The sequence below is a fragment of the Halopseudomonas maritima genome (assembly GCF_021545785.1).
Classification (GTDB): Bacteria; Pseudomonadota; Gammaproteobacteria; order Pseudomonadales; family Pseudomonadaceae; genus Halopseudomonas; species Halopseudomonas maritima.
Genome location: NZ_CP079801.1, coordinates 3883099 through 3908823, shown reverse-complemented (window position 1 = coordinate 3908823; position 25725 = coordinate 3883099). Strand labels below are relative to the sequence as shown.

At 59.8% G+C, this 25725-nt stretch carries 19 protein-coding genes; 17 read left to right on the top strand and 2 right to left on the bottom strand.

The window, feature by feature from the left end; translation table 11 throughout:
* Nucleotides 1-137: 137 nt before the first annotated feature.
* The 9 genes from HV822_RS18000 to HV822_RS17960 all read left to right on the top strand — a co-directional run bounded on the left by HV822_RS18000 (nucleotide 138) and on the right by HV822_RS17960 (nucleotide 12950).
* Nucleotides 138-1568: a coniferyl aldehyde dehydrogenase gene (locus HV822_RS18000; RefSeq protein ID WP_238871632.1), complete on the top strand. Its 1431-nt coding sequence runs from the start codon at nucleotides 138-140 to the stop codon at nucleotides 1566-1568.
* 60 nt (nucleotides 1569-1628) lie between these two features.
* Nucleotides 1629-3290: a methyl-accepting chemotaxis protein gene (locus tag HV822_RS17995; RefSeq protein ID WP_238871631.1), complete on the top strand. Its 1662-nt coding sequence runs from the start codon at nucleotides 1629-1631 to the stop codon at nucleotides 3288-3290.
* Nucleotides 3291-3425: 135 nt separating this feature from the next.
* Nucleotides 3426-4616, top strand: a complete 1191-nt coding sequence (locus HV822_RS17990; protein ID WP_238871630.1) for an acyl-CoA dehydrogenase family protein — start codon at nucleotides 3426-3428, stop codon at nucleotides 4614-4616.
* Between the two features lie 59 nt (nucleotides 4617-4675).
* Nucleotides 4676-6397 carry an FAD-binding protein gene (locus HV822_RS17985; protein WP_238871629.1) on the top strand — a complete coding sequence of 574 codons (1722 nt, stop codon included), beginning with the start codon at nucleotides 4676-4678 and terminating at the stop codon, nucleotides 6395-6397.
* Complete coding sequence (locus HV822_RS17980; RefSeq protein WP_238871628.1) at nucleotides 6394-7155, top strand: glucose 1-dehydrogenase; 762 nt, start codon at nucleotides 6394-6396, stop codon at nucleotides 7153-7155. Before HV822_RS17985 ends, HV822_RS17980 begins: the two co-directional genes overlap by 4 nt.
* Nucleotides 7156-7157: 2 nt before the next feature.
* Nucleotides 7158-8189, top strand: a complete 1032-nt coding sequence (locus HV822_RS17975; RefSeq protein WP_238871627.1) for a ferredoxin--NADP reductase — start codon at nucleotides 7158-7160, stop codon at nucleotides 8187-8189.
* A gap of 15 nt (nucleotides 8190-8204) precedes the next feature.
* Nucleotides 8205-9785, top strand: coding sequence for a FadD3 family acyl-CoA ligase (locus HV822_RS17970; RefSeq protein WP_238871626.1), 1581 nt, complete (start codon nucleotides 8205-8207; stop codon nucleotides 9783-9785).
* Between the two features lie 119 nt (nucleotides 9786-9904).
* Nucleotides 9905-11569 carry a DUF1302 domain-containing protein gene (locus tag HV822_RS17965; protein WP_238871625.1) on the top strand — a complete coding sequence of 555 codons (1665 nt, stop codon included), beginning with the start codon at nucleotides 9905-9907 and terminating at the stop codon, nucleotides 11567-11569.
* Nucleotides 11570-11633: 64 nt separating this feature from the next.
* Entirely contained in the window at nucleotides 11634-12950 is a 1317-nt protein-coding gene (locus tag HV822_RS17960) for a DUF1329 domain-containing protein (RefSeq protein ID WP_396265180.1), read from the top strand.
* Nucleotides 12951-13109: 159 nt separating this feature from the next.
* On the opposite strand, the gene HV822_RS17955 is transcribed toward HV822_RS17960, so the two are convergent.
* Entirely contained in the window at nucleotides 13110-13892 is a 783-nt protein-coding gene (locus HV822_RS17955) for an enoyl-CoA hydratase (RefSeq protein WP_238871623.1), read from the bottom strand.
* Between the two features lie 136 nt (nucleotides 13893-14028).
* Between HV822_RS17955 and HV822_RS17950 the strand changes: the two genes are divergently transcribed.
* Genes HV822_RS17950 through HV822_RS17925 form a run of 6 tightly spaced genes read left to right on the top strand, consistent with a single transcriptional unit; the run spans nucleotide 14029 to nucleotide 19747 of the window.
* Complete coding sequence (locus tag HV822_RS17950; RefSeq protein WP_238871622.1) at nucleotides 14029-14817, top strand: SDR family oxidoreductase; 789 nt, start codon at nucleotides 14029-14031, stop codon at nucleotides 14815-14817.
* Nucleotides 14818-14870: 53 nt separating this feature from the next.
* Nucleotides 14871-15845 carry a bifunctional MaoC family dehydratase N-terminal/OB-fold nucleic acid binding domain-containing protein gene (locus HV822_RS17945; RefSeq protein WP_238871621.1) on the top strand — a complete coding sequence of 325 codons (975 nt, stop codon included), beginning with the start codon at nucleotides 14871-14873 and terminating at the stop codon, nucleotides 15843-15845.
* 10 nt (nucleotides 15846-15855) lie between these two features.
* On the top strand, nucleotides 15856-16992 hold the full coding sequence (locus HV822_RS17940; RefSeq protein ID WP_238871620.1) for an acyl-CoA dehydrogenase family protein: 1137 nt from the start codon (nucleotides 15856-15858) through the stop codon (nucleotides 16990-16992).
* Nucleotides 16961-17383 carry a MaoC family dehydratase gene (locus HV822_RS17935; RefSeq protein ID WP_238871619.1) on the top strand — a complete coding sequence of 141 codons (423 nt, stop codon included), beginning with the start codon at nucleotides 16961-16963 and terminating at the stop codon, nucleotides 17381-17383. Before HV822_RS17940 ends, HV822_RS17935 begins: the two co-directional genes overlap by 32 nt.
* A gap of 11 nt (nucleotides 17384-17394) precedes the next feature.
* Nucleotides 17395-18570 carry a lipid-transfer protein gene (locus tag HV822_RS17930; RefSeq protein WP_238871618.1) on the top strand — a complete coding sequence of 392 codons (1176 nt, stop codon included), beginning with the start codon at nucleotides 17395-17397 and terminating at the stop codon, nucleotides 18568-18570.
* A gap of 10 nt (nucleotides 18571-18580) precedes the next feature.
* Nucleotides 18581-19747 carry an acyl-CoA dehydrogenase family protein gene (locus HV822_RS17925; protein ID WP_238871617.1) on the top strand — a complete coding sequence of 389 codons (1167 nt, stop codon included), beginning with the start codon at nucleotides 18581-18583 and terminating at the stop codon, nucleotides 19745-19747.
* 298 nt (nucleotides 19748-20045) lie between these two features.
* Here the strand turns inward: HV822_RS17925 and HV822_RS17920 are convergent, their stop codons facing one another.
* A complete protein-coding gene (locus tag HV822_RS17920) occupies nucleotides 20046-21476 on the bottom strand; it encodes an IS1182 family transposase (RefSeq protein ID WP_238871616.1) in 1431 nt (476 codons plus the stop codon).
* A 438-nt stretch (nucleotides 21477-21914) separates the two neighbouring features.
* Between HV822_RS17920 and HV822_RS17915 the strand changes: the two genes are divergently transcribed.
* Together HV822_RS17915 and HV822_RS17910 are read left to right on the top strand one after the other, a co-directional pair.
* Entirely contained in the window at nucleotides 21915-24089 is a 2175-nt protein-coding gene (locus HV822_RS17915; RefSeq protein WP_238871615.1) for a hypothetical protein, read from the top strand.
* 119 nt (nucleotides 24090-24208) lie between these two features.
* The gene (locus HV822_RS17910) at nucleotides 24209-25168 is read left to right on the top strand and encodes a viperin family antiviral radical SAM protein (RefSeq protein ID WP_238871614.1); all 960 of its coding nucleotides are present in this window, start codon (nucleotides 24209-24211) and stop codon (nucleotides 25166-25168) included.
* The last annotated feature ends 557 nt before the right edge of the window (nucleotides 25169-25725 follow it).

The following is a 25725-nucleotide window of genomic DNA, read 5'->3' as shown; positions in this document are numbered from 1 at the left end:
GGTGTTGGTCATCGTCTCTATGGACTAACGCAGGTGTACTGCGGGCTCGTCCGATCGGACGAGGATGAGGGCGCAGCGGGCGGTTAGGCTGGCAGACAACTACAAGAACAACCCTGGACCGGGTAAGGAGAGAGTTGGTGGCTGCCTATCTGCAATCGCTGGAGCAACTTAGCGCGCTGTTGGCTGCGCAGCGCAAAGCCACGGACGCACAGGGGCGCGTCGGCGCGGAGGTGCGGCGGGCCCGCATTCAGTCCGTCATCGATCTACTGGTCGATGAGCACGAGGCGCTGGCCACCGCGATGGAGGCCGATTTTGGCGGCCGTCACCCCGGTTTCAGTCTTATGAATGATGTGCTGGGTGCGTTAGGGTCGCTTAAGCATGCGCGTGACCATCTGGCAGAGTGGCTGCCTGATCAGCCGCGTGCAGCCTTTGCGCCATATGACCAACTGGGTGGCGAGGCCTGGGTGCAGTATCAGCCAAAGGGTACGGTTGGCATCATCGGCACCTGGAATGCGCCGCTGTTTACCCTGCTAAGCCCGCTGGCAGGCGCCTTTGCGGCGGGTAACCGGGCCGTGCTCAAACCTTCGGAAATTACCCCGCGTACTGCTGAGGTGCTGGCGCGCGCGATTGATGCGCGTTTTGATCCACTGGAACTGGCCGTAATCAATGGCGGTGTGGAGGTGGGGCAGGGGTTTGCCGATCAGCCATTCAATCATCTGGTCTTTACCGGCAGTACGGCGGTTGGTCGCGACATTATGCGCCGGGCCGCCGCTAACCTGGTGCCCGTCACTCTGGAGTTGGGTGGCAAATCGCCGGTAGTGATTGGTCGCAGTGCCGATATCGGTGAAACCGCGCGCCGGCTGGCCATTGCCAAGGGAACGAATGGTGGGCAGATCTGCATTTCGCCGGACCTAGTGTACGTGCCGGTCGAGCAGCGCGAAGCCTTTATCGAGGCCTTCTGCGCCAGTTACGCTGCGTTGTATCCGATGGTGCAAGGCAATGGAGACCTGACAGCTGTAGTCAATCAACGGCACCTGGAGAGGGTTGAAGGTTGTCTGGAGGAAGCTCGCGAAATGGGCGTCCAGATCGTGCGTTGCCCTGATGTGGCTACGCCGGCCGAGGAGCGCCGTCGGCCGCTATCGATTGTGGTCAATCCGCCGAAGCTCAGTCGCATCATGCAGGAGGAGATTTTTGGTCCGGCACTGGTTCTGCTCAGTTACAGCGAGGTGGCGCATGTGGTTGAGGAGATCAACCAGGGTGAGCGGCCGCTGGCGCTGTACTACTTCGGTCATGACAGTGCTGAGCAGCAATGGGTGCTTGATCACACGTTGTCCGGTGGTGTCACCATCAACGATGCCTTGATGCATGCTGCCATGGAAGACGCACCCTTCGGTGGTGTTGGTGCTTCCGGTATGGGGCATTACCACGGCCGAGAGGGCTTTGCCGAATTCAGCCACGCGCGCACTGTGTTCAAAGCGCCGGCCTACGATCCTCGAGGTGAGTGGGGCATGCTGGCGCCGTATCACCCTGGCTTCATCGATGTGATGAAAAGCCAAATTACCCGCTGATTTTCGCCTGTCAGAGCTGCGCCGCCGCCGGTGGCGCATTCGCTCGTCCGGAGTGTACTCATGAAGCCTGCTACCTGGCGCTTGACCCTGCTGGCGCGTCTGATCCTGTGGGCCGCGCTGGCCTGTGTATTGTTCTATAGTGCGGTGGGCCTGGGCTGGTACGGCCTCAAGCAGGCGCGTGACAGTCTGTATTTGGTGCAGCACGAGCGTCTGCTGGCCATCGCCAGGGCGACTGAGATCGAGCGCCTGTTGGAGCAGAACCGGCGCTTGGTGCTGACGGCCATTCAGTATGACCCCGACGGCAAGTTGGCGGTTATGCACGAGCAGGCGTTGGACGTGCACCTGCAGCAGATTCGTGACAACGCAGCGCGCCTGCAGCAGCTGTGGAATCAGTTTCAGCAGTTGCAGCTGGACGATACCGACCGCGAGTTGATGCTGGCCTTTGACGCGCATTACCAGGTCTGGACGGAAGATCTGGACGCCATGCTGGCGCAACTTGAGCTGGAAGACTTCGGCATTTCCGGCATGCGTGTGTTTCTGCAGATGGGCGCGGAGGAAGGGCGCCTGGCTGCCGAGCAGTTGGCGGCGTTACGCCAGCATCAGGGGCAGAAGTCTGTTAACGACTTTCATCAGGCTGAGCAGCGCTATGTCCAGGCTCAGCAGCTGTATCTGCTGCTGGCTGGCTGCGGCCTGCTGCTCGGTAGTCTGGTCGGTTGGTTGATGATACGACGCTTGCGTCAAGGGTTGCAGGCGATCTCCGGGCAGGCGCGAGCGATCGCAGAGGGTGATTTGAGTCGGCCGGTGGCGTTGTCGGGTAATGATGAGATCAGTGATCTGATGCGCGACTTTGCCCGTATGCGGGACAACCTCCGGGCGCTGCTGGGTGGGCTGCGTGATCAGGTGGGTCTGCTTGGTTGTTCCTCCGGGCGAGTCACTGGCTTGTCTGACAGCGCGTCGACCCTGGCCCGGCAGCAGGCTGATGCGGTAAGCAGCATGTCGGCCGCAGTCGAGCAGTTGTCGGTTTCCATTGATGAGGTGCGCAATCACGCAGAGGTCACCCGCGACACCACCGAGCAGGCCGAACGCAGTAGTCAATCCAGTGAGGGCTTAATCTGCCAGATGCTGGATGAGATGCGTGCGATTGCCGACTCGGTGAGTGCCAACGCGGAACACATGCAAAGTCTGGAGCGCTTTTCCGCGCAGATCGGCTCGGTGATTCAGGTCATCAACGAGGTGGCCGAGCAAACCAACCTGCTGTCGCTCAATGCTGCTATTGAAGCAGCGCGGGCTGGCGAGATGGGGCGTGGCTTTGCTGTGGTGGCAGGGGAGGTGCGGCAGCTGGCTGAGCGCACTTCGCACTCGACGACCGAAATCACCGAAACCGTTAAGCAGATTCAGCAAGGCACGCGTACCGCTTCAAACAGTATGCAGCGGTCGGTTGTTCACGTAGAGGCGGGGGTGGCGCTGGCCGGTGAGGTGAGTCAGGCAGTCACGGCGATCCGCGCGGGCACCGCTGACGTTATCGCCGCGATCAACCAGATCAGTCAGATTCTCACCAATCAGTCGAGCGCCACCCGCGAAATTGCTAGAGAGGTGGAAGGCGTTTCGGTGGGTGTGCGGCAAATGTCTGGCAGCGCCGCCGATAGTGCCGATGCGGCGGTGGAGCTGCAGCGTCTGGCGGGCGAGCTGGATGCCATGGCCCAGCGTTTCAGGATTGCCTGAGCGCGATTCGGGCGCGGCAGTCCCGTATCGGTGCAGCCTTAGTCCAGATTGACGATGAGCGCGCTTGAGACCATTCGGATAATCCATGTAACCCGCTCGAATGTCGCTGCGGAAGAGTCTTTGGAGGACCAAGAGATGGTTGCCACTCGCGAAAAATCACAAAAGGAACTCGAGCTGCTGGAAGCGGCACGCAAACTGATTCCCGCGCTCAAGGCCCGCGCCGAACAGGCCGACCGTGAGCTTAAGGTGCCGGACGAAACCGTAGCCGACATGCAGGAAGCCGGCCTGTTTCAGGCTATGCAGCCCAAGCGCTTTGGCGGCCTTGAGCTGGACCCGCGTGCCTTCTTTGATATTCAGATGACCTTGGCCGAAGGTTGTATGTCTACTGCATGGATTTACGGGGTGATGGGCGTACACCCCTGGCAGCTTGCACGCTACCCGTTGCAGGCCCAGGAGGATGTTTGGGGAGAAGACCCCAAAACCCTGGTGGGCTCCACCTATATGCCGGTGGCCAAGGTGACTGTGGTGGACGGCGGTTATCGCATCAGTGGCCGGTGGGGCTTTTCCAGCGGTAGCGAACACTGCAAGTGGACGCTGCTGGGCGGCATCATTCCGCCGGACGCGAACGGAGAGGGTAGCGAGCACGGGACTTTCCTGGTTCCGCGCAGCGACTACCGCATCGAGCGTAACTGGGATGTACTGGGCCTGCGCGGTACCGGCAGCCACGACATCGTCGTTGAAGACGCCTTTGTCCCAGCGCACCGGGTACAGCGCACCAACAACACCAGCATGGAGGCTACGCCTGGCCGTCTGGTCAACACCAGTCCGTTGTATGCGATTCCCTTTGCCCAGGTGTTCACCCGCGCTGTATCCAGTTCCTGTCTGGGTGCGTTGCAGGGAGCGATCAACGAGTTCAGCGCCAATGCCGCCAAGCACATCGGCAAACATGGCGCCAAGACCGCCGAAGATCCGCTGGCGCAGGAAGTGGTAGCTGATGCAGTGCTGACGCTGGATCAGCTCAAGCTGGTGCTGGAGCGCAACTTCGAGCACCTGTGGCAGATGGCCGAGCGTAACGAGTTTCCGGATGTGGAAACGCGCCTGCTTTATCGCTACCAGTCTGCTCACGTCACCAACGTCTGTGCCGAGAAGGTCAATCAGTTGCTGCGCTGCATGGCCGCGTCCGGGTTGTATAACAGCAACCCGGTAGCGCGTACCTTCCGCGACCTGCACCAGGCGCGGGGTCATATCTCCAACAATGTGGCGGCCTTTGGCCGAGCCTTTGGCGCGGTGCAGCTGGGCCTGCCCAATCCCGATCCCTACGTCTGATCCGTGCGCCCGTCTGTTCTGCAGACGGGTGCTGTCTTCACCTGTGGACGAGTTAGGTTATGCACAACAACAACGAATACGATCTGATCGTAGTCGGCTCTGGAGCCGGCGCCATGACCGCTGCGGTAACCGCAGCCGACCAAGGGCTGAGCGTACTGGTGCTTGAGAAAACCGCGCAGTACGGCGGCACCTCGGCCATTTCCGGGGGCGGCATCTGGATACCCAACAATCACCTGTTCAAGGCGATTGGCGGCAAGGACAGCGAGGAGCAGGCCTGGACCTACCTCAAGGCCGCCGTGGGAGACCGGGTCGACGAGCCTCGCCTGCGTACCTATATGCTCAAGGCGCCGCAAATGGTGTCCTGGCTGCAAAAACACACGCGCGTGCGCTATGCGGTGGCAGATAAATACCCCGATTACTATCAGCACCTGCCGGGCTCGCTGCCAGGCGGCCGCAGCCTGGATCCGGAGTTGTTTGACCTCAGTGCGCTGGGCGATGACCTGCCGGGACTGCGCGAAGGTGCGCCCGGCAACATGCTGATGGGCCGAATCGCCTGGACCGCGCGCGATGCGCATAAAGCGATGTCCAAGAGCTTTGGCTGGCGCTGGATGATTATCCGCCTGATGTTGCGCTACAAACTGGACTTCCGCTGGCGCCGCAAAACCGGCAGCAAGCGAGATCGTCGCACTGCGCTGGGAAATGCGCTGGTTGCCAGTCTGCGCGCCTCCATGCTGGACCGCCAGATTCCGCTGTGGCTCAACAGCGATTTTCGCGAGCTGCTGGAAGAGGGTGGACGCGTTTGCGGCGTCAAGGTGGAGCGCGATGGCCAGATTCAGACCCTGCGCGCACGCAAGGGCGTCATTCTTGCCAGCGGCGGATTCGAGCAGAACCAGGCGCTGCGCGACAAGTACTTCCCCGGTCCGACCCAGGCAGCCTGGAGCGCCACTCCGGCCGGTGCCAATACCGGTGCCGCACTGCAGGCCGGGCAGGCTCTGGGCGCAGCTACTGACCTGCTGGACTGGGGCTGGTGGGCGCCGACTCTACTGGTGCCTGGCGAAGACCGTGCGCGCGGCATCTTTGCCGAACGCGCCTTCCCCGGCGCCATTGTGGTCAACGGTCTGGGTCAGCGTTTTATCAACGAAGCAGCGCCCTATCTGGAATTTGTAGATGCCATGTACCGCAACAACGCCGAAACCGGCGGCAAGTGCATACCGGCCTGGGCGGTCTTCGACAGCCACTTCCGCTTCAACTACGCCATGGGCCCGTTGATGCCCGGCCAGATCATGCCCGACAGCCGCCTGCGCAAGCAGTGGCTGAACAGTCTCTACTACAAGGCCGATTCGCTGGATGAGCTGGCGGCGCAGATCGGGGTGGATGCTGGCGGGCTGCGGGCCACGGTGGACAAAGTGAACGGCTACGCCCAGACCGGTGAGGACAAAGACTTCCAGCGTGGCGGTAATGTGTTCGACCGTTATTACGGCGACAGCAACGTCAGCCCCAACCCGTGTCTGGCGCCCATCGCCAAGGGGCCGTACTACGCTATGCCAATGTACGCTGGTGACATTGGCAGCAAGGGCGGCTTGCTGACCAATGAGCATGCGCAGGTGGTACGTGAGAATGGCACTGTGATTGACGGGCTGTATGCCATTGGCAACAGCTCGGCCTCGGTGCTGGGCACCACCTATCCGGGTGCCGGCGGCACCCTTGGTCCGGCCATGACGTTCGGCTGGATTGCCGGCCAGCATGTCGCCACTGCCGTGCTACAGGAGCAGGCAGCATGAGCGGGCGACTGCAGGATAAGACTGCGGTGGTCACCGGTGCTGCCAGCGGTATCGGTGAGGCCTGTGCGCGGCTGTTTATAGAGCAGGGCGCCAGGGTACTGCTGACCGACCTGAACGCACAGGCGGGTGAAGCACTGGCTGCCGAGCTGGGTGAGCGCGCCAGCTTCCTGCAGCAGGATGTCAGCGATCCGGCTCACTGGCAGGCACTCGCTGCGCAGCTGCAGGCGGATGAGCGCGGACTGGATGTGCTGGTCAACAATGCCGGTATCTTGCTGCCCGGCTCGATTGAGGACGCGACCCTGGAGCAGTGGCAACGCCTGTTGCGGGTCAACGCCGACAGCGCATTCCTGGGGTGTCAGATGGCGGTGGGGCTAATGAAGGCCTCTGCTGGCGGCTCTATTGTCAATATCTCCTCAATTGCGGCGTTGGCCGCCCGGCATGACTATCTCGCCTACGGCGCGAGCAAGGGTGCGGTCGCCGCGCTGACCCGCAGTGTGGCAGTGCACTGTCGCCGGCAGAAATACCGCATCCGCTGCAACTCGGTGCACCCCGATGGCGTGATGACGGCTATGACCCGAGAGAGCTACCCCAAGGGGATGGACCCCGCCGCCTTCACCATCGACAGCGACCCGATGAATCGCGCCTGCCAGCCGAGGGACGTGGCCGAGGCTGTGCTGTATCTGGCCAGCGACGAGGCGCGCGCCGTCAACGGCATCGAGCTGCGGGTGGACAGCGGCCAATTTGTGATGAGTATCTGACCATGACCAACTACATTCCCCTGCGCGTGGCCAACGTGATTCAAGAGACCCACGACAGCTGCTCCTTCGAGTTCAGTGTGCCCTCCGAGTTGGCGCAACGTTTTAGCTACCGCCCTGGGCAGTTTTTGACCCTGCGCATTCCGCATCAGGATGATTGGCTGCCGCGCTGCTATTCGCTGTCCAGTACGCCCTACGCTAACGAAAATTTGCGTGTAACGGTCAAGCGGGTGGCCGATGGTCGAGGCTCCAACTGGCTCTGCGACCAGCTGGCTGCCGGTAGTGAGATAGAAGTGCTTCCGCCGGCCGGGGCTTTTGTACCGCGCTCATTGGACGGCGACTTCCTGCTGCTGGCCGGTGGCAGCGGCGTGACGCCGGTACTGTCGATACTGCGGGCGGTACTGAGTCAGGCACAAGGGCGCATCCGCCTGATCTACGCCAATCGTGACGAGCAATCCGTGATCTTTCGTGACCTGCTCCAACAGTTGGTTGCGCAGCACCCGCAGCGTCTGCAGGTAGTGCACTGGCTGGCCAGCGTGCAGGGGCACCCGACCGTGGATCAGTTGGCGCATCTGGCTGCAGGCTTCGAGCAGGCACAAGCCTTTATCTGCGGTCCTGAGCCGTTTATGGATGCCAGCGTCACAGCCCTTCATCAGGCAGGTTTGCCGGAGGCGGCGGTGCACGTTGAGCGTTTCGTTTCGCTGCCCAGTGAAAGTGAAGCGCCGCAGACCGATGGCATTGTCGAGCACGCCGGGGCAGCGGCGACACGTCTTACTGTAGAGCTGGATGGCGAGACCTGCGAGATCGATTGTGCCCCCGGCGAACTACTGTTGACAGCTATGCGCCGTGAGGGCCTGCAGCCACCGCACTCCTGCCTGGTTGGCTCCTGTGCCTCGTGCATGTGCACCCTGGTGTCTGGCGAGGTGGATCTGCTGCACAACGATGCGCTGGACGAGCAGGAACTAAACGAAGGCTGGACCCTTGCCTGTCAGGCGGTGGCGACCAGCGACAAGGTACATCTGCGTTTTCCCGACTGAATGAGATCAGATCACATGGCTTCAGTGTTTCCCTCGCCGGCCAGTCTGCCGGCGTCGATTCCGGCGCTGGTGCTGCGCGCCGCCGAGCTGCATGGCGAGCGCCTGGCGCTGGATGACGGCGCGCAGCGTATCAGCTACGCCCAACTGCCCGACCGCATGTTGGCGGTCACCCGCGCGCTGCTGGCAACCGATATTCGGCACGGCGACCGTATCGCCTTGTGGGCACCCAACAGTATCGACTGGGTGTTACTGGCCCTAGGCCTGCAGGCGGCCGGCGCGGTGTTGGTCCCGCTCAACACCCGCATGAAGGGCAGTGAAGCGGCGGACATTCTGGCGCGCAGCGGGGCGCGTCTGCTGTTCTGCCAGGGGCAGTTTTTGGGCAACGACTATGCGGCCATGCTGGCGCCGCAGCGTCCACCCAGCCTGGAGCGGGTGGTCGCGCTGGGCGAGTCAACAGCCGCCGATCAGGCGCTGGATGACTTTCTGGCCGATGGTGAACGTATCGCGCCGGATGCAGCGCGAGCGCGTGCCGCGTCGATCAACGCGCATGACCTGTCTGATCTGTTGTTTACCTCCGGTACCACCGGCAAGCCGAAGGGGGTGATGTACGCCCACGGCCAAAGTTTGCGCGCATTCAACGAGTACGTGCGGATCATCGGCCTGGTGCCCGGAGACCGTTATCTGATCGTTAATCCGTTTTTCCACTCATTCGGCTACAAGGCTGGCTGGCTTACCTGCCTGCTGGGTGGCGCGACCATAGTGCCGCAGGCGATGTTTGATGCTGATGATGTGTTCCGCCGAGTTGAGCGTGAGCGCATCACTATTTTGCCGGGGCCACCAACCCTATACCTGTCGATGCTTGACCACCCGGCTCGGGCGCAGGTGGATTTGTCCAGTCTGCGAGTGGCGGTGACGGGCGCCTCGACCATTCCGCCGGTGCTGATCCGGCGCATGCGCGAAGAGCTTGGGTTCAAGGTGGTGACCACCGCCTACGGTCTAACCGAGTGTGGCGGGCTGGCGACCATCTGCGACCCGCAGGATGCTGCGGAAACCATTGCCGCCACCAGCGGACGGGCGATTCCGGGCACCGAGCTGGCAGTGCTAGACCCAGAGGGACAACGGGTGAACGCTGGCGAGCAGGGCGAGATTTGCCTGCGCGGTTTCCACATCATGCAGGGCTACTTCAACAACGCCGAGGCGACAGCCGAGGCGGTAGATGGTGATGGCTGGCTGCATACCGGCGATGTTGGCAGTCTGGATGAGCAGGGCAACTTGCGCATTACCGGTCGACTCAAGGACATGTTTATCGTTGGCGGCTTTAATTGTTACCCGGCCGAGATCGAGGCCGCCCTGAGTGAGCACCCGGCGATTGCTCAGGTAGCGGTGCTGGGCGTTCCGGATGAGCGTATGGGGGAGGTGGGGTGTGCCTGCGTGGTGCTGCGCCAGGGCCAACAGCTCGATGATGCTGGACTAATCAGTTGGTCCCGTGAGCGAATGGCCAACTACAAGGTGCCGCGTCGGGTGGTGTTCTATCCGCAGTTGCCGATGAACGCCTCCAACAAGGTCGACAAGTTGCAGCTCGCCGCCGAGCTGTAACGAGAGTTAACCCGGCGGACGGGTTTTCTACTCCGTTTGGGGTACGTGTTTTTGTTGCTCGCTTCCGATACTGGCCACCCCCTGTCTGGGGGGATAAGGACATTTATCAGGAGCGACACGTGAACAACAATAATCGTCTACTCTGCCGCCCGGCGGCGCTCTCGCCGCTGGCGTTGGCGCTCGCCGCCGCAGCGGTCTCAAGCCCGGCGCTGGCTTTACCCAGCCTGAGCTTTGATAACGGATTGACCATCGACTCCCAGGTCACCGCCAACTACACCTACTCCTTCCGTACCCGCGGCGCAGATAGCACGTATCTGGCCGACCCAAACAATGACGACGCCACCCGCAACTTTGATCGCTACGCGGCCATCAATAATCGCGTCAGTTTGTTTGGCGAGGTGCTGGTGCAGAAGGACAACCTGGGCGCCGTACTGCGTGCTAGCCACTTTTACGACCAGGTCTACAAGCAGGACAACGACAATGACTCGGCTGCTACCGTCAACCAGGTGGTCAATGGCCCCGGTGACGAGCAGCATTTCAGTGCCACCACCCGACGCGACAGCGGCAGCCGCTTCCAGCTGCTCGACGCTTATGTTTACGGCAATTTCCCGATTGGCGAGAGCCAATACCTGTCGCTGAACGCCGGTCGCCACTTGGTAGCCTGGGGCGAAAGTCTGTTCTGGCCGAACATCAGCCAGGGCCAGGCACCCATTGATGCGACCAAGTTCAACGTGCCCGGAACCGAAGCTAAAGATGCTTACCTGCCGGTCAATCAGCTGTCGTTTACCTGGTCGTTGAACGAGAGCCTGGCATTTACCGGTTTCTATCAACTGGAATGGGAAGAGACCCGTTTGAACCCGGTGGGTGACTTCTTCGGTAGCGATTTCTTTGGTCCAGGGTCGCAGTTTTATCGCTTTGCCCCAGGGGTGATCGCAGCTTACCCAGACACCACCTTTACTGCTGCCAATAGTGTCGAGGCAGATGACCCGCGCGACTCTGGTCAGTGGGGCCTGGGTTTGCGCTGGAATGTCGATTTCAACACCGAGATTGGTTTGTACCACTATCGCTACCATGATCGCACCGCGTCGATGTTTTTTGATATCAGCGGTACTACCCAGTACTCGTCGCTGGACAGTGTTAACCGGGTCAGCTTTGGGCCGGGTGTCCCAGCACTCAAGTTCGGCTACTTCGAAGATATCAAACTCACTGGTCTGAGCCTCACCTCGAAGGTTGGGGACGTGCAGTTGGGCTCGGATATCAGCCTGCGTGAAGGCGCCCCTGTCTATCTGAGCAACGGCGCGCCAACCACCGGCGATCTGCTGATGGCCAGCGGAAACTTCGTCTATATCCTTGGGCCGAGCATGCTGGCCAGCCAGACTACCTTCATGGGTGAGTTGGTTTACGACCGTATTCAGGATGCTGACACCCTGACCGTGACTGGCGGCAACCCTGGTGAGAACGGTCAGTTTGACGACTTCGTCTACAACGGCCAAACCCGTGACAACGTGCTGCTGGGCGTGGGCGCGTACCTTGACTACCCGAGTGTCTTCACCGGCTGGGACCTGACCACCTCGGCAGTGTTTCAGCAGAACGTTGACGGCAGTGGACGGCAGGGTATGGGGCGTGACGAGCAGCGTCTGACGCTGGGTGCCACCTTCAGCTATATCGGCAACTTCGAGGTTGGCGCTACCTGGGTCAACTATCTCTCAAGCCCCGATGTCGCCAAGGGTCGCACCATGGCCGACCGCGACTATCTCTCGTTCAACGCCAAATACACCTTCTGATGGAGCCCCGTTTATGCAACTGATCAAACCCCTTTGCATTGCCACGTTGCTGGCCCAGGCCACGATGGTTCATGCCACAGCGACGCCGGAGGAGATTGCGTCTCTGGGTAACGAGCGCACGTGTGTTGGTGCCGAAAAATCAGGCAACGCCGACGGCAGTATCACCGAATGGACCGGCAAGTGGCTGGGTGCGCCCGAGCACGTCGATTTTCAGGGCACGGGCCATCACCCGGTTGATCCGTATCCCGACGACGAGCCGCTGTTCGTGATTACCGCCGACAACATGGCGCAGTACGCCGAACGCCTGTCGGCCGGGCAGAAGGCGCTGTTTGCTGCTTACCCAGATACCTTCCAGATGCCGGTTTATCCAACCCGTCGGGATTTCCGCTTCCCTGACAGCGTATGTCAGGCCACCTTGGAGAACGCCAAGTCCGCCGAACTGGTCAACGATGGCGAAGGCGTGGTGGCGACCACCGGCGGCATTTTGTTCCCCTTCCCCAAGACCGGGCTGGAGCTGATGTGGACGTCTTCATTTTTCACCTACCGCCCTTGGACTGAAGAGTACATCTCTGACAATGCCTATGTGCTGCCGAACGGCCGTATCAACTGGGGTCAGGTACATTCCAAGAACCTCGCGCCGCACCTCAAGCCCGGCACCATTGGCGAAACCGTGGGGCAGTCTTCGTTCTATCTGAATGAGACCATTCTGCCGCAGCGTGACAGGGGCGAAATCAACACCGGCATGGAATTCTTCAACCATGTCACCGAGCCTCGTCAAAGTTGGCGCTACGACCCCGGCACTCGCCGCGTGCGCCAATCGCCGGAGTACGGTTTTGACATGCAGTTTCCGGGTACCGGTGGCTCTATCACCGTGGATGAGGTGCGCATCTTCAATGGTTCTGGTCAGCGCTACAACTGGTCCATCGTAGGCAAGCAGGAGATGTATGTGCCGGCCAACGCCTACCGCATTCACTCGCCCGAGTGGCGCTATGAAGCGTTGCTGCCGCCGCACCACGCCAACCCGGACGCCATGCGCTATGAACTGCGCCGCGTGTGGGTGCTTGAAGCCAATCTCAAGGACGGTTACCGCCACCTGTATCCCAAGCGCCACATGTACGTGGATGAGGACAGCTGGCTGATGATCATGGCAGACAACTACGACGCCCGTGGCGGCTTGTGGCGCACCTCGATGATCAACTACTTCTACGCCTACGAAGCCAACACCTGGCAGGCCGGGGTAGGGCTGTACCACGACCTGGAAGCCAAGAGCTATCTGGCCTTTAACCTGATTAACGAACAGCCTGCCGGCTATACCCTCAACCGGGGCGACGTCACCTCCCGAGACTTCGGCCCTGAGGCAGCTCGCCGCGCTGGACGCTGATCAGCACAGCAAAAGCCCCGCCCATATTGTGATGGGCGGGGCTTTATTGTCTGATCTTTACGGATTGTCGCTGTGGCGCAAAGAGCGGGTGAGCGCTTACTGGAGTGTTGATTCAAGCCGGATCAGAGGAGCTCTCCGGGCTGTCTGTTGAATGAATCGTCAGCGCCCGACAAACACCGGGCGGCGCTTCTCCAAAAAGGCCTGCATACCTTCCTTCTGGTCTTCTGCCGCAAACAGCAGAGCGTTGGCCTTGCGCTCCATGGCCAGGGCTGCCTCCAGCGACGCATCCATGCCGGCGAGAATCACCTCCTTGATCTGCTCGGCTGCCAGTGGCGACATGGCGGCAATCAGGCTGGCCTGTTGCACAGCGGTGTCGGCCACCAGCTCATCGTCCACTACCTCGCTGACCAGCCCGGCGATACAGGCTTCTTCCGCGCTGATCGGGCGACCGGTCAGCGCCATCTGCATGGCTTTGGCCTTGCCAACAGCGCGTACCAGGCGCTGGGTACCACCGATGCCCGGCATGATGCCGATGCGAATCTCCGGTTGGGAGAAGCGCGCGCCCCGGCCGGCAATGATGATGTCAGCGTGCATAGCCAGCTCGCAGCCACCGCCGTAGGCGTAACCGCAGACCGCCGCGATGACAGGCTTGGGGCACTGTTGGATGGGCGCCCAGACACGCTCGGTATGGCGCTGCAGGATATCGATCGGCCCTACGCCGGCCATGCTGGAAATGTCGCCGCCAGCAGCGAACACCCTGTCGCCGCCAGTCAGGATGATGCAGCGCGTCTGCGGGTCGGCCGCCAACTCGCTGAAGCGCGCCGATAACGCCGCCTGCAACTCCAGACTAAGCGCATTGGTTACGTCGGGGCGATTGAGAGTCAAGCGTGCTACCTGCGGGGCTGGGCGGTCCAGCAGCAGAACGGCGTTGGCGTCAGTCATTAAGGGCTCCGCGATTAGAAAGAGAGTCGAGGCGATTGTCGGCAGCACCCGATTGCACCTCATCGTCCGTTTAGACGAAGAGCAGGGCAGGCGCGCTCCCTACAGTGAGGGTATGACGCAACCAGAGGATTTGTTCATGCAGTCTCACAGCGCAGCGCTCGATTACAGCGGCAAGGTGGTGATGATCACCGGCGGCACCCGCGGTATCGGCGCCGGTATTGCTCAAGCCTTTTTAGCCGCTGGCGCCACTGTGGTGGCCTGCGGCCGTCGCGAACCGGAGCAGATGCCCGCTGTTGGCAACCGCAGCGCCCGCTTTCTCAGTGTAGACGTGCGTGACGCTGAAGCCACCGAAGAAGCCGTTGCTGCCGTGCGTGAACACTATGGCCGGCTGGATGTGCTGGTCAATAACGCCGGTGGCAGTCCAGCCGCCGACGCTGCCACTGCTTCACCGCGCTTTAGTGAAAGCATCATTCGCCTCAACCTGCTGGCGCCGCTGAATCTCGCCCAACAGGCCAATGCCGTGATGCAGCAGCAGGATAGTGGTGGGGTGATCATTTTTATTGGCTCGGTCGCTGCCAGCCGTCCATCGCCGGGTACCGCCGCTTACGGCGCAGCCAAGGCGGCAGTGGTGTCGCTGGCCAGCTCGCTGGCGGTGGAGTGGGCACCCAAGGTGCGGGTGCTATCGGTCAGCCCGGGGCTGATTCGCACCGAGCAGTCTCATTTGCATTACGGCGATGATGAGGGCATCGCGGCGGTTGGGCTCACCATCCCTGCCGGTCGCATGGGTGAGCCCGAAGACATTGCCAACGCCTGTCTGTACGCCGCCTCTCCGATGGCGGCCTATTTCAGTGGTACCAACCTGCTTTTGCACGGCGGCGGCGAGAAACCTGCGTTTCTTGCTGCATCGACTGCCGGCAAGGCGTGACGCAACGCGACCACGCCCTGCGGCGGGTCTTGGAAAACAATCAGGAGACGAACTTGGCTGATCAAGCATTACTCGACAAGGTTCAGGCCATGGTCGGACGCGAATACGGTCGCGTCTATGCCTGGGACCGGGTCAATGCCCCGATGATTCGCCACTGGTGCGAGATCATGGGAATCGACAACCCGCTATACACCAATGCCGACTTTGCGCGTGCTCAGGGACATGCCGATGTTGTGGCGCCTCCGGGCATGCTGCAGGTCTGGTGCATGGCTGGCCTTGACCTGGAGAACTACGCACCGGGCTCAACCGACGAGAATAACTTTGAGGTGCTCAAGGTTATCGAGCCTTACGGCTACCCGGCGGTGGTGGCAGTCAACTCCGACCTCTACTTTGAGCGCCCGATCATCGCCGGCGAGCGGCTGTATTTCACCAGCAAGGTCGACAGCGTCTCGGAAGAAAAAACCACGCCGCTGGGCACCGGTTTTTTTGTCACCGTGCTGATGAGTTACTTCTCTGAGCAGCCGGGCGGCGACGAGCCGGTTGGCCGCCAGCTGTTCCGCGTGTTCAAGTTCAAGCCCGCGCAGCGTCCCGAGGCCAAAGCCGCTGACAAGCCGGCCGAAGCCAAGGCGATCAAGCGCCCGCTACCCGGCGTTAGCGACGACACCCGCTTCTTTTGGGAAGGCTGTGAGGCCGGCAAACTGCTGATCCAGCGTTGCAGCGATTGCCAGACCCTGCGCCATCCGCCGGCACCGGTATGCAGCAAATGTCACAGTTTTGCCTGGGACAGCATCGAAGCCGCTGGCACAGGTGAGCTGTATTCCTTCGTAGTGATGCACTACCCCGAAGTGCCGCCCTTTGACTATCCCAATCCAATTGGCCTGATCGAGCTGGACGAAGGCGTACGCCTGATCGCCGGCCTGATCGATGTCGACCCGGCCAGTTTGCAGGTTGGCCAGCGGGTACAGGTGGAGTTCCACCGCTTTGACGACCAGCAGACGCTGCCGCAATTCCGTCTGGTTGCGGCTTGAGGAGATGCGCATGGATTTTTCTCTGAGTGAAGATCAGCGCGCCATCGCCGAGATGGCCGACAGCGTATTTCGTGACTACTGCACCGACGAGCGCTTGCGCGAGTTTGACCTTGACGCTGCCCCCTATATGCGACCACTGTGGCAGACCTGTATCGAGACCGGCCTGCATGCGCTGGCGATTCCCGAACAGGCCGGTGGCAGCGGTATGGGCATGACTGACCTGTTCTGCGTGCTGCGCGCCCAAGGCGCCGGGCTTGGCCAAGTGCCGCTGTGGCAGCACCAATTAGCGGCCGCCTGTCTGGCCCGCTTTGGCGGTGCCGACACGCAACCGCTGGTAGCCCAAGCCGCGGCCGGTCAGGCGTTGCTGAGCCTGTCGCTCAATGGTCTGGCCGCCAGCCACGGCGTTGGCCTGCAGCTGGAGCAAAGCAATGACTGTCTGCTGCTGAACGGCCGCCTCAGCGCCGTTGATCTTGGTGCCCAGGCCGACCAGCTGCTGGTGTTGGCTGACACGGATGACGGCGTACAGCTGATTCTGCTCGACCCGCGCGCCGAAGGCGTTGAGCTGATCGAGGGCGTGTACAACCACGGCCAGGCTGTAGCCGATTTGGCCTGCCACAGCGTATGCATCCGCGCGGATCAAGTGTTGCCGCAGGCTGCTATTAGATGGCTGGAGCAGCGCGCTATCGCTGCTGTTGCCTCGCTGCAGCTGGGCGTCAGTGAAGAGCAGCTCAAACGCACTGTGGCCTATGTTAGCGAGCGCGTGCAGTTCGATCGCCCGATTGGCAGCTTTCAGGCAGTACAGATGACCGTGGCCGACTGCCATGTGGCGCTGGAAGCCCTGCGCAGCGCGCTCTATCAGTTGTGCTACCGGTTGGACACCGGGCTGCCGTGTGACAGCGAAGCGCTGGCTACTCGTTATTTGTGCACAGAGGCCGCACACCTGATCGGCCACAAGGCGCAACACGTGCACGGCGGCATTGGCGTGGACCTGACCTACCCAATTCACCGTTTTCTTTATTGGAGCCGCTACCTGAGCCTGGTACTTGGGGGCAGTGCTGCCACCCTGGAGCGCCTCGGCGACTGGCTGGCTAACAACGATACCCTTGGATGGAAATATGACCTCGATGAAAACCAGAGCCTTTGCTGACACCCAGGTGGGCGAGCAACTGCCCGAACTGGCGATTCCGGTCACCGTGACCCTGATTAATGGCGGCGCCATCGCCACCCGGGATTACTTCCCTGGCCACCACGATGCCGACGCCGCCCGTGAGCTGGGTTCGCCACACATCTTTATGAACATCCTCACCACCACCGCCCTGGTACAGCGGTTTGTGGAGCAGTGGAGTGGCCCGTTAGCCACTCTGCACGACATCCAGATCAAGCTGGGAGCGCCCAACTATCCGGGTGACACCATGACCTTCACTGGTGAGGTAACCGAGCGCGATGAAGCCAGCCGCACGCTGGTAGTCGCGCTCAAGGGCAAGAATTCCATGGGCAACCACGCAACCGGCAAGGTCAGCGTGCAGTTGCCGGCCTGAGGAGGCGCACGATGACTGATGCACTGGGCGGCAAGGCGGCCATCGCTGGCCTTGGCGCGACTGAATTTTCCAAGAACTCCGGCCGCACCGAGTTGCGTCTGGCGATGGAGGCCACCTTGGCCGCTTTGGCTGATGCCGGCATTGATCCGAGTGAGGTCGATGGCTTCAGCTCCTACTCCGTCGACAAGGTGCCGGAATACGAGATTGCCCGCCTGTTGGGCTGCAAAGATGTGCGCTTCTTCTCCCAGGTGCCGCACGGTGGCGGTGCCGCCTGTGGCCCATTGATGCATGCGGCCATGGCAGTCGCCAGCGGTGTTGCCAAGACCGTGGTGGTTTACCGCGCCATGAACGAGCGCTCCTGGTACCGCTTTGGCAATGGCAGCTATGGCTTTGGCAATACGCCCATCTTTGAGAACGTCAACTACGGCTGGTACATGCCCCACGGCTTTCATACCCCGGCGGCCTGGGTCGGCATGTTCGCCCGCCGCTATATGCACACCTACGGCGCCACCTCCGAAGACTTTGGCCGCGTCGCGGTTGCCGCGCGGGATTTTGCTGCCACTAACCCGGCGGCCTTTTTCTACCAAAAGCCCATTACCCTGGAAGAGCATCAGGCCTCGCGCTGGATCTGCGAACCGCTGCATCTGCTCGACTGCTGCCAGGAGTCCGATGGCGCGGTGGCCATGGTTATCACCTCGGTGGAGCGTGCCCGCGATCTGGCCCAGAAGCCGGTCATTATCAAAGGCGCGTCTCAGGGTATCGCTGATGGCCAGCAGAGCATGACCTCGTTCTACCGCGAGGACATCACCGGTCTGCCTGAGATGGATGTGGTCGCTCGTGAGATCTACCGTCAGGCCGGTATTGGCCCGGACGCCATTCAGACCGCCGTAATTTACGACCACTTCACACCCTTTGTGCTGCCGCAGCTGGAGTCCTTCGGGTTTGCTGACCGCGGCGAAGCCAAGGACTTCATTCGTGCTGGCCACCACGCACGCGGCGGTCGTCTGCCGATCAACACCCACGGCGGGCAATTGGGCGAGGCGTACATCCACGGCATGAACGGCGTGGCCGAGGGTGTGCGGCAGGTGCGCGGCAGCGCGGTCAACCAGGTCGAGAACGTGGAAAACGTGCTGGTCACCGCCGGCACTGGCGTGCCCACCAGCGGCCTGATTCTGGGCGTGGCCTGAGGAGAGCAGCATGTACGTGGATTTGACACCGGCGCAGCGCACGCTGCGCCAGGAAGTGCGCGACTACTTCAAACAGTTGATGACCGACGAGCTGCGCGCCGAACTGCGCGGCGAAGAGGGCACTGATACCTCGCACCGCCTGGTACGCCAGATGGGCAAGGACGGCTGGCTGGCGGTCGGCTGGCCAAAGGCGTTTGGGGGGCAGGGCTACGGTCCGACCGAACAACTGATCTTTTTCGAAGAAGCCAATATCGCCGGCGCGCCGCTGCCCTTTGTGACCATCAGTACCGTTGGCCCTGCGCTCATGAGTTACGGTACCGATGAGCAGAAAGAGACCTTCTTGCCCGGCATTGCCGCGGGCGAAACCCATTTTGCCATCGGCTACTCCGAGCCGGGTGCCGGCTCCGACCTGGCCACGCTGAAAACCAGTGCCCGCGTCGAAGACGATCACTTTGTGGTCAACGGCAACAAGCTATGGACCTCCGGTGCACACTCGGCCGACTACATCTGGCTGGCCGCCCGCACCAACCCTGAAGAGCCTCGTCATAAGGGTATCTCCATCCTGATTGTCGACTGCCGCAGTGAGGGCTTTTCTCACACGCTTATCCCCACCTGCAGCAACCCGACTGCCGCCACCTACTACGACAACGTAGTGGTACCGAAAAACCGTCTGGTAGGCGAACTGCACAAGGGCTGGCAACTGGTTACCGCGCAGCTGAACCACGAACGACTGGGCCTTGGCTCATGGTCAGACAAAGTAGTTGGGCTGTTTCGCAAGGTCTACCTGTGGGCCAAAGCCGAAGACGAGCAGGGGCGCCGTGCCACCGATCAGCCCTGGGTGCGCACCCTGCTGGCTGAGTGCTACGCGCGGCTGGAAGCCATGCGCCTGATCAACTTCCGTATCGCCGCTGATCTAGAGGCCGGCCGCATGGATGTCGCCCTGGCGTCATCTACCAAGGTGTTCGGCTCGGAATCGGTGGTCGAAATCCTACGCAAGCTGACAGAAGTGGTCGGCGCCAACGGCCTGATTCGCGACGGCAGTGCCGCCGCCTTTCTATTGGGGGAGCTGGAGTATGAAGTACGCGCCTGCGTCACCCTGACCTTTGGCGGCGGCACCAACGAAATCCAACGTGAGCTGATCGCCCAGTTCGGCCAGGGCATGCCGCGCTCGCGTTGAGCGCACTGACCTCAACGGCAGGCCGCACTGGCCTGTTGTTGGGGCGTTGCCAGAGGCTATTTTCTCTGTGGAGTCCGCTCCGCAGAGATGATACTGCTACCATCTTCGGCTCTGAGTGGCCGCTGTCGGCCCAGGGCGTGTAAAAACGCCAGCACGAATTTCCGTCAGCGTCTATAACGGACTTTTCTCGGGCTTAGAACCTGATCAAGCTTATGACTGCTGCGAATAGCGCATGAGACAGTCCTGCAACGCTCTGGAGCCCACTCAGAGGCAGCATAGGCGAGTGAAGCACGGCCTTTTACGCTGTCAGGGCCTCTAGCAAGCTGACGGTGCCTATTATTTTTATCACCCGTTTCAGGTTGTAGGCGATCACATTCAGGCTCATTTCAGCACTCACCCCGTTGAGCTTTCGGGTCAGGAAGTGCGTCGCCCCCATCCATTGCTTAATCGTTCCGAAGGGATGCTCAACGGTCCTTTTTCGAATCCGCATCATCTCGGGTGCACTGCTGAGTCGGAGCTGCATTTCTTCCAGCACTGCTTCGTGCTCCCAACGCCGAACTCGGCGCTGCTTGCTCGGCGTGCATTGCAACTTCAATGCGCAACTTTGGCATTTATAGCTCCAGTACCGATGCAATTTCATGCCTTTCTCAACGCTGGAGAAACGCCAAATCAAAGTCTCGCCAGCCGGACAGGTGTATGCGTTTGCCGCCGCGTCATAGATAAATGCGTCGTTGTTGAATCGCCCATCGACTTTTGCTGCGGAGGTCATTGGCTTGGGTACATAGGCGATGATGCCTGCGTCGTGACAAGCCAGGATTTCCTCGCTCTTGAAGTACCCACGGTCAGCTACCACCGACAGCTTTTCTGTCCCCATCGCCTCGCGGGCTTGCTTGGCCATAGGGCTGAGCTGGTCGCGGTCGGATCCGACGTTGGTCACCTGATGAGCGACAATTAAATGGTGCTTGGTATCGACGGCTGTCTGCACGTTGTAGCCAACGATTCCGGTGCCGCGGGTCATCATGGAACGAGCGTCTGGATCGGTCAGTGATACCTGTTTGTCCGGTGATTCATTGAGCTGAGCTTCGATTGACTGAAGCTCCTTCATTTGCACCTTCAACTTGGCGGTTCTTTCTTCCAGGCGCACGACATTGGCGTCAGAGGTAGGACGGTCCTGTTGATCGGCAGCATCGAGCGAAGACAGGTACCGGCTAATACTCGCTTCTATCTCCTCCATCCGGCGCTTCAACTTGGCGCTGGTGAAATTGCGATCTCGGTTGTTGACCGCCTTGAATTTGCTGCCATCGATGGCGATCAGACTCTCGCCAAACAATCCCAATTGCTGGCACAGCAGAACGAACTGACGGCAGACTCCACGGATAGCCTTACCGTTATCCTTTCGAAAATTAGCGATAGTCTTGAAATCAGGCATCAAACGTCCGGTCAGCCACATCAACTCCACGTTGCGCTGTGCTTCCCGCTCAAGACGCCGGCTGGATTGAATCCGGTTGAGGTAACCGTAGATGTAGATCTTCAGCAGAATCGAGGGGTGATAAGCAGGCCGACCAGTATCAGCGGGGATGGCACTTTCAAAACCCAGTTTCACCAGGTCCAATTCGTCGACAAAGACATCGACCACTCGCACCGGATTGGTATCGCCGACGTAGTCGTCGAGGCTCTCGGGCAGTAAGGTGCTTTGGCCTCGATGCTCACCTTGAATGAAGCGCTTCATGGACGATCTTTGCGATGAAATCCCGAGAAATCATAGCAAGGGTTTGAGACAGCGTTTTTACACACTCTGGGCCAGAAGCGGTCATTAGCTGTCTACATAAGCCAAGTCTATTCACATAGCGCTAATACGTAGCCGTCAGTCGATGTTCAAAACAATGGGCGGCATATCCTTTACGTGGCTTGCCGGCTGCCGGTCAGGAGAAAATAGTTAGGGCTGTAGCCAGTAATGCGAGCTGGCGTCCTTTGGATCAATGCTTGACTAAAGATACGAGCCCATCTATTTTTGCTGGACGCGCTACTGCAGTCGGCTACCGAGCTTGATGCTCACGGGCTAATCACCCATCCGCTCCCCTCTGCTGCACGGGAGGTTTCAGCTGCAGGCCAGAATCCAATCTGGTGTGTGCCCCATGAAACCTAATCCTGATATTGGGAGAAAACCATGTGCAGAATTGATGCCGAATTCGGCAATCTCCAGCTTGATGAAAAATCAGATCTAACCGAGCGCTTTATCCAAGCACTCGATGAGCATGAAATCAGAGGGCCCTTACGCGCGCTGCTGATTGAGCACTTCGCTGCCAATTGGCGTTACATATTCCCCTTTGTTGACCAATTGGAAGAAGCATTGGCTCGTGCTAGGGGGCAAGCTTCGCCACAGGACCAAGCTGCAGCGTTGCTTTCCTCTCGTTCACTGTCAGACCAATTAGATCGGTGGCTTTATTTCGCTGCGAATCAAGTGATTGATAACGAACAAAATTCCAACGTACTCACGTTTGCCAAAGAGTTAGCTCAAACCCTGTTCCAAGAGTCTCCTTACACATTGTACAAGAGACTCAAACCTACAAACCCGTACTACTCGCCCTACGAGTGGTTTATCCAAGCACTGTACGGTAATGACTACTGCTTCCACCGTGCTGTATTTGATGATCCACAGCTTATTGCAGAAGGAGCGCAGGAAAGGGAGCAGGTGCTGTGGCGGTGCTTCCCCGCGCTGCCGCAGCATGCGCGGGGAGGCCAGACCGAGTCGGCCTCGATTTTCAACCCCAGCGCCATAGATTTGATTTCAGTTGCTGAAATACAGCAGCATTCAGGCCCGCCGACACTTGCAGCACACCAGTGGCTTCAAAGGGTCAGGTTTCTGGAGGCTTGGGTCGAATCCGACGCTGCTGCCGGCAGACTGCGTAGCCCATACGAAGGCGTTTTTGAAAAGTTATATACCGAGTGGGGGGCTCTACGGTCTGAGCTAGAGGCGCCACGCTCAGGTGACAGCGATGTAAAGGCCCTGTGCGACTCTGCCATAAATTGGCTCGACGACTTGGAGCTGCGGTTAAAGGAAGCGCTGGCGATCCACATGGATCTCACCAATGCACATGAAGGACAGGTTACTGACTGGGCTTTACCGCTTGATGAATGTGTCCGGGCTCGCACCCATCAAAATCCAGATCCGCAGGCATGGGCTGCTGCCGAGGAAAAAGCTCTATGCAGCATACTCTCGCGGCTTACTCCCGAGAAAATCGAGGCCTGGATTCAGCATTCAGTCCAGAGCGATGTAACAGCAACACTAAAAAGCAAACAGGACCGGCTCCCAACACTAGTTGATTACAGCAGCAGAAAATGGTGGGCGTCGGACTATGCCGCCACATGGCAAACCAAGTTTGAAGATAAGATTCATGACCTAGACATGGCAGATGCATTGACCGTCTTATCCCGCAGACTAGGCTGCCTGCTTAGTAAGCCAATATCTCGAGACCTTCACTCTTGGTGGGACAGCCTGCTCGAAAAGTTGATTCACGACCCCGAATTTCCACTGGATCTAACCCCGCGATGGACTGTTGCTGCTATTGGCAGACTGAGTGACGAGGCCGTGCTGCCTCACATTGACAAGAGCATCGGACTGCTGCGCAGCCGACTGTCGAATGCGGCAGAGCCTGATCTGAACAACCAACTAGATACGCTGTTGAGCAGGCTATCGCACCTAGACCCGCAGAAGGCACTTCGACATCGCCTGATCCTCATGCGCTCGTCGAGCGTACCGTTCGCCGACGAATCACTCTCCCGCTTCAGCTCCCTTTACAGCGACAAGGCTGTCAGTTGGTACAGCCCACTGAGTGAGCAAGTTAGGGACTTGTGGGCGAAAAAGCTTAACGGAACTTGCATTGGCCAGCAGGAGTACGAAAAAGCTGAGCTGGAGTTCTACCACGCATTCGCCCTTGATCTGATCGAGTATTGCCTTAGCCGCCTGCGCCTGCGCAAAGGCGAAAAAAAGCCCAACGATGAACGGTACGCCAATAACCAAGTGACAGAGCAATCGGCTATCTGGCGCCAAGGGTATTTGAAGGCGCTGTTGGAAATCGGCCTTGACCCCAACGGGAAGGCACACAAAACCCTCTTTTTTACCCGGCAGTTCGATCCTGATGAGAGCGTCCGCGATGTCGCGAAAGAGGCTTATCGCGCCGTGCGCCGGGAAACCAACAGTAAAAAAAGCGTTCAGGACTACAAGCGCGGGTTGATCGCCGCTGAATGGTGGCTACTCATGAGCCAGCGGCGCGCGCTCAATCTTTCTATCAATCGCGAGGGAGCCCTCAAGACACGGCGCAATATGATGCGCAATCCGTAACCGACGTTTCATCAAAAAACACGGCGTACAGGAGCCTGATGCTCCAACTCTGACGTCTTGCGTCCGCCATGCAGAACCTTTTACTGACCGCACGACAGCGGTCGCCAAGGAGTTGACGCATGTCCAAAGATAATTTGATTTTCCCCATTTGCCCTGTAAAAGCAGCTCCCGCCCACGTTGACGCTCTAACCATCAACTGGCACGTGACGGAGGCATGCAATTACCGCTGCCAATACTGTTACGCGAAATGGACAGAACACCCCTGCCCTCGCGAGCTATTTCAGGAGCTCGAGCGCAGCCAGCAGTTGCTGACGGAGTTGTTCCGGTATTTTCAGCCAACAAACACCAGCAATCCTCTGTGTGATGCGCTCTCATGGCGCACCCTGCGCCTGAACCTGGCCGGCGGAGAGCCGTCGATACTCGGAGAGCGCCTGCTGGACATCACCCGCGCAGCCAGGCAAATAGGGTTTGAGGTTTCACTGATCAGCAATGCGTCAAAGTTGGCATCTGACGTTATAAAGCAGCTTGCACCGCAACTAACCTGCCTGGGTATCAGTCTGGACTCCGCGCATTCTGAAACCAACCTTGCAATAGGGCGGGTAGAAAGAAGTGGGCGACAGCTGAGTCTAAATGAGCTGACCGCGAACCTGGACTTTGCTCGTCAAATTAACCCCGCACTCAAGATCAAGCTTAATACCGTCGTCAACGCCTTAAATGTCGATGAAGACTTGAGCGGATTAATCACGCGAGTTCGCCCAGAGCGCTGGAAGGTACTGCGGATGCTGCCAGTAGTTGATGACACCCTGGCCGTCACCGATGAGGCCTTTGCGGCCTTTGTGGAAAGACATAGCGCTTTCCAGTCAATCCAGTGCGTCGAGGACAATAGCGACATGTGTGAGTCGTACCTTATGGTCGACCCATATGGCCGTTTCTTCCAAAACCAGCCAGCAGGGGTAGGAGGCTACCTCTACAGCCAATCGATATTGTCTATCGGCGCCGCCGCAGCCTTCTCGGAAATGCGCTTCAGCCCAGTCGGCTTTAGCTCTCGCTACGTTACCGCAGCGGGGGAGGCATCATGAGGAAGTACTGCTCAGATAAAGACTTCGACCTAGTCATACGCAGCCTAGTCCGACACGGATGGGGTTATCAACGTGGCGGCAAGCACGGCAAGTTGACTCACCCCTCTCTCAGGCGGCCCATTACCGTTTCTATTTCACCAAGTGGTCGCAGTAGTTTGCAGCGATTCAAGCAAACTGTTCTGTCTACCCACAACTGTACTGGAGTAACTAAAAGCCAGATGTAACATGTCGCCGGGCGGGCGCTGGTAGGAAGCCTGCGCCCGCCCGGCAGCATTCCAGAGCTTTGTCCCGACTTAGCCATCAACACCGACCGAGCAGGGCAGCTTGTGGCTGCATACTTCCAAGATGTTGCCGATAGGCTCTTCTGTAAACCATGCGGTAGAGGCTGAACCTCTCTAGATTCATAGACACCCTTTAGGGGCCGCTTCTGGGCAATTTTTATCTGTCGTCATCGGCTGCTTCTGGCCGACCGCAGCCATGCGTGCCTTCAATCTCATGGTGCCTCGCCCCTCAGGCGTAAGGCCTGCCCCAGCCCTTACACGACAATACAACCCTGG

Bases quoted from the DNA above. Each gene is read 5' to 3' on its own strand.
- HV822_RS17975 (WP_238871627.1), top strand. From the start codon at position 7,158: ATGACCAACTACATTCCCCTGCGCGTGGCCAACGTGATTCAAGAGACC.
- HV822_RS17935 (WP_238871619.1), top strand. From the start codon at position 16,961: ATGACCTCGATGAAAACCAGAGCCTTTGCTGACACCCAGGTGGGCGAG.
- HV822_RS17930 (WP_238871618.1), top strand. From the start codon at position 17,395: ATGACTGATGCACTGGGCGGCAAGGCGGCCATCGCTGGCCTTGGCGCG.
- HV822_RS17920 (WP_238871616.1), bottom strand. From the start codon at position 21,476: ATGAAGCGCTTCATTCAAGGTGAGCATCGAGGCCAAAGCACCTTACTG.
- HV822_RS17985 (WP_238871629.1), top strand. From the start codon at position 4,676: ATGCACAACAACAACGAATACGATCTGATCGTAGTCGGCTCTGGAGCC.
- HV822_RS17915 (WP_238871615.1), top strand. From the start codon at position 21,915: ATGTGCAGAATTGATGCCGAATTCGGCAATCTCCAGCTTGATGAAAAA.
- HV822_RS17950 (WP_238871622.1), top strand. From the start codon at position 14,029: ATGCAGTCTCACAGCGCAGCGCTCGATTACAGCGGCAAGGTGGTGATG.
- HV822_RS17955 (WP_238871623.1), bottom strand. From the start codon at position 13,892: ATGACTGACGCCAACGCCGTTCTGCTGCTGGACCGCCCAGCCCCGCAG.
- HV822_RS17970 (WP_238871626.1), top strand. From the start codon at position 8,205: ATGGCTTCAGTGTTTCCCTCGCCGGCCAGTCTGCCGGCGTCGATTCCG.
- HV822_RS17960 (WP_396265180.1), top strand. From the start codon at position 11,634: ATGGTTCATGCCACAGCGACGCCGGAGGAGATTGCGTCTCTGGGTAAC.
- HV822_RS17925 (WP_238871617.1), top strand. From the start codon at position 18,581: ATGTACGTGGATTTGACACCGGCGCAGCGCACGCTGCGCCAGGAAGTG.
- HV822_RS17980 (WP_238871628.1), top strand. From the start codon at position 6,394: ATGAGCGGGCGACTGCAGGATAAGACTGCGGTGGTCACCGGTGCTGCC.
- HV822_RS17990 (WP_238871630.1), top strand. From the start codon at position 3,426: ATGGTTGCCACTCGCGAAAAATCACAAAAGGAACTCGAGCTGCTGGAA.
- HV822_RS17940 (WP_238871620.1), top strand. From the start codon at position 15,856: ATGGATTTTTCTCTGAGTGAAGATCAGCGCGCCATCGCCGAGATGGCC.
- HV822_RS17910 (WP_238871614.1), top strand. From the start codon at position 24,209: ATGTCCAAAGATAATTTGATTTTCCCCATTTGCCCTGTAAAAGCAGCT.
- HV822_RS17995 (WP_238871631.1), top strand. From the start codon at position 1,629: ATGAAGCCTGCTACCTGGCGCTTGACCCTGCTGGCGCGTCTGATCCTG.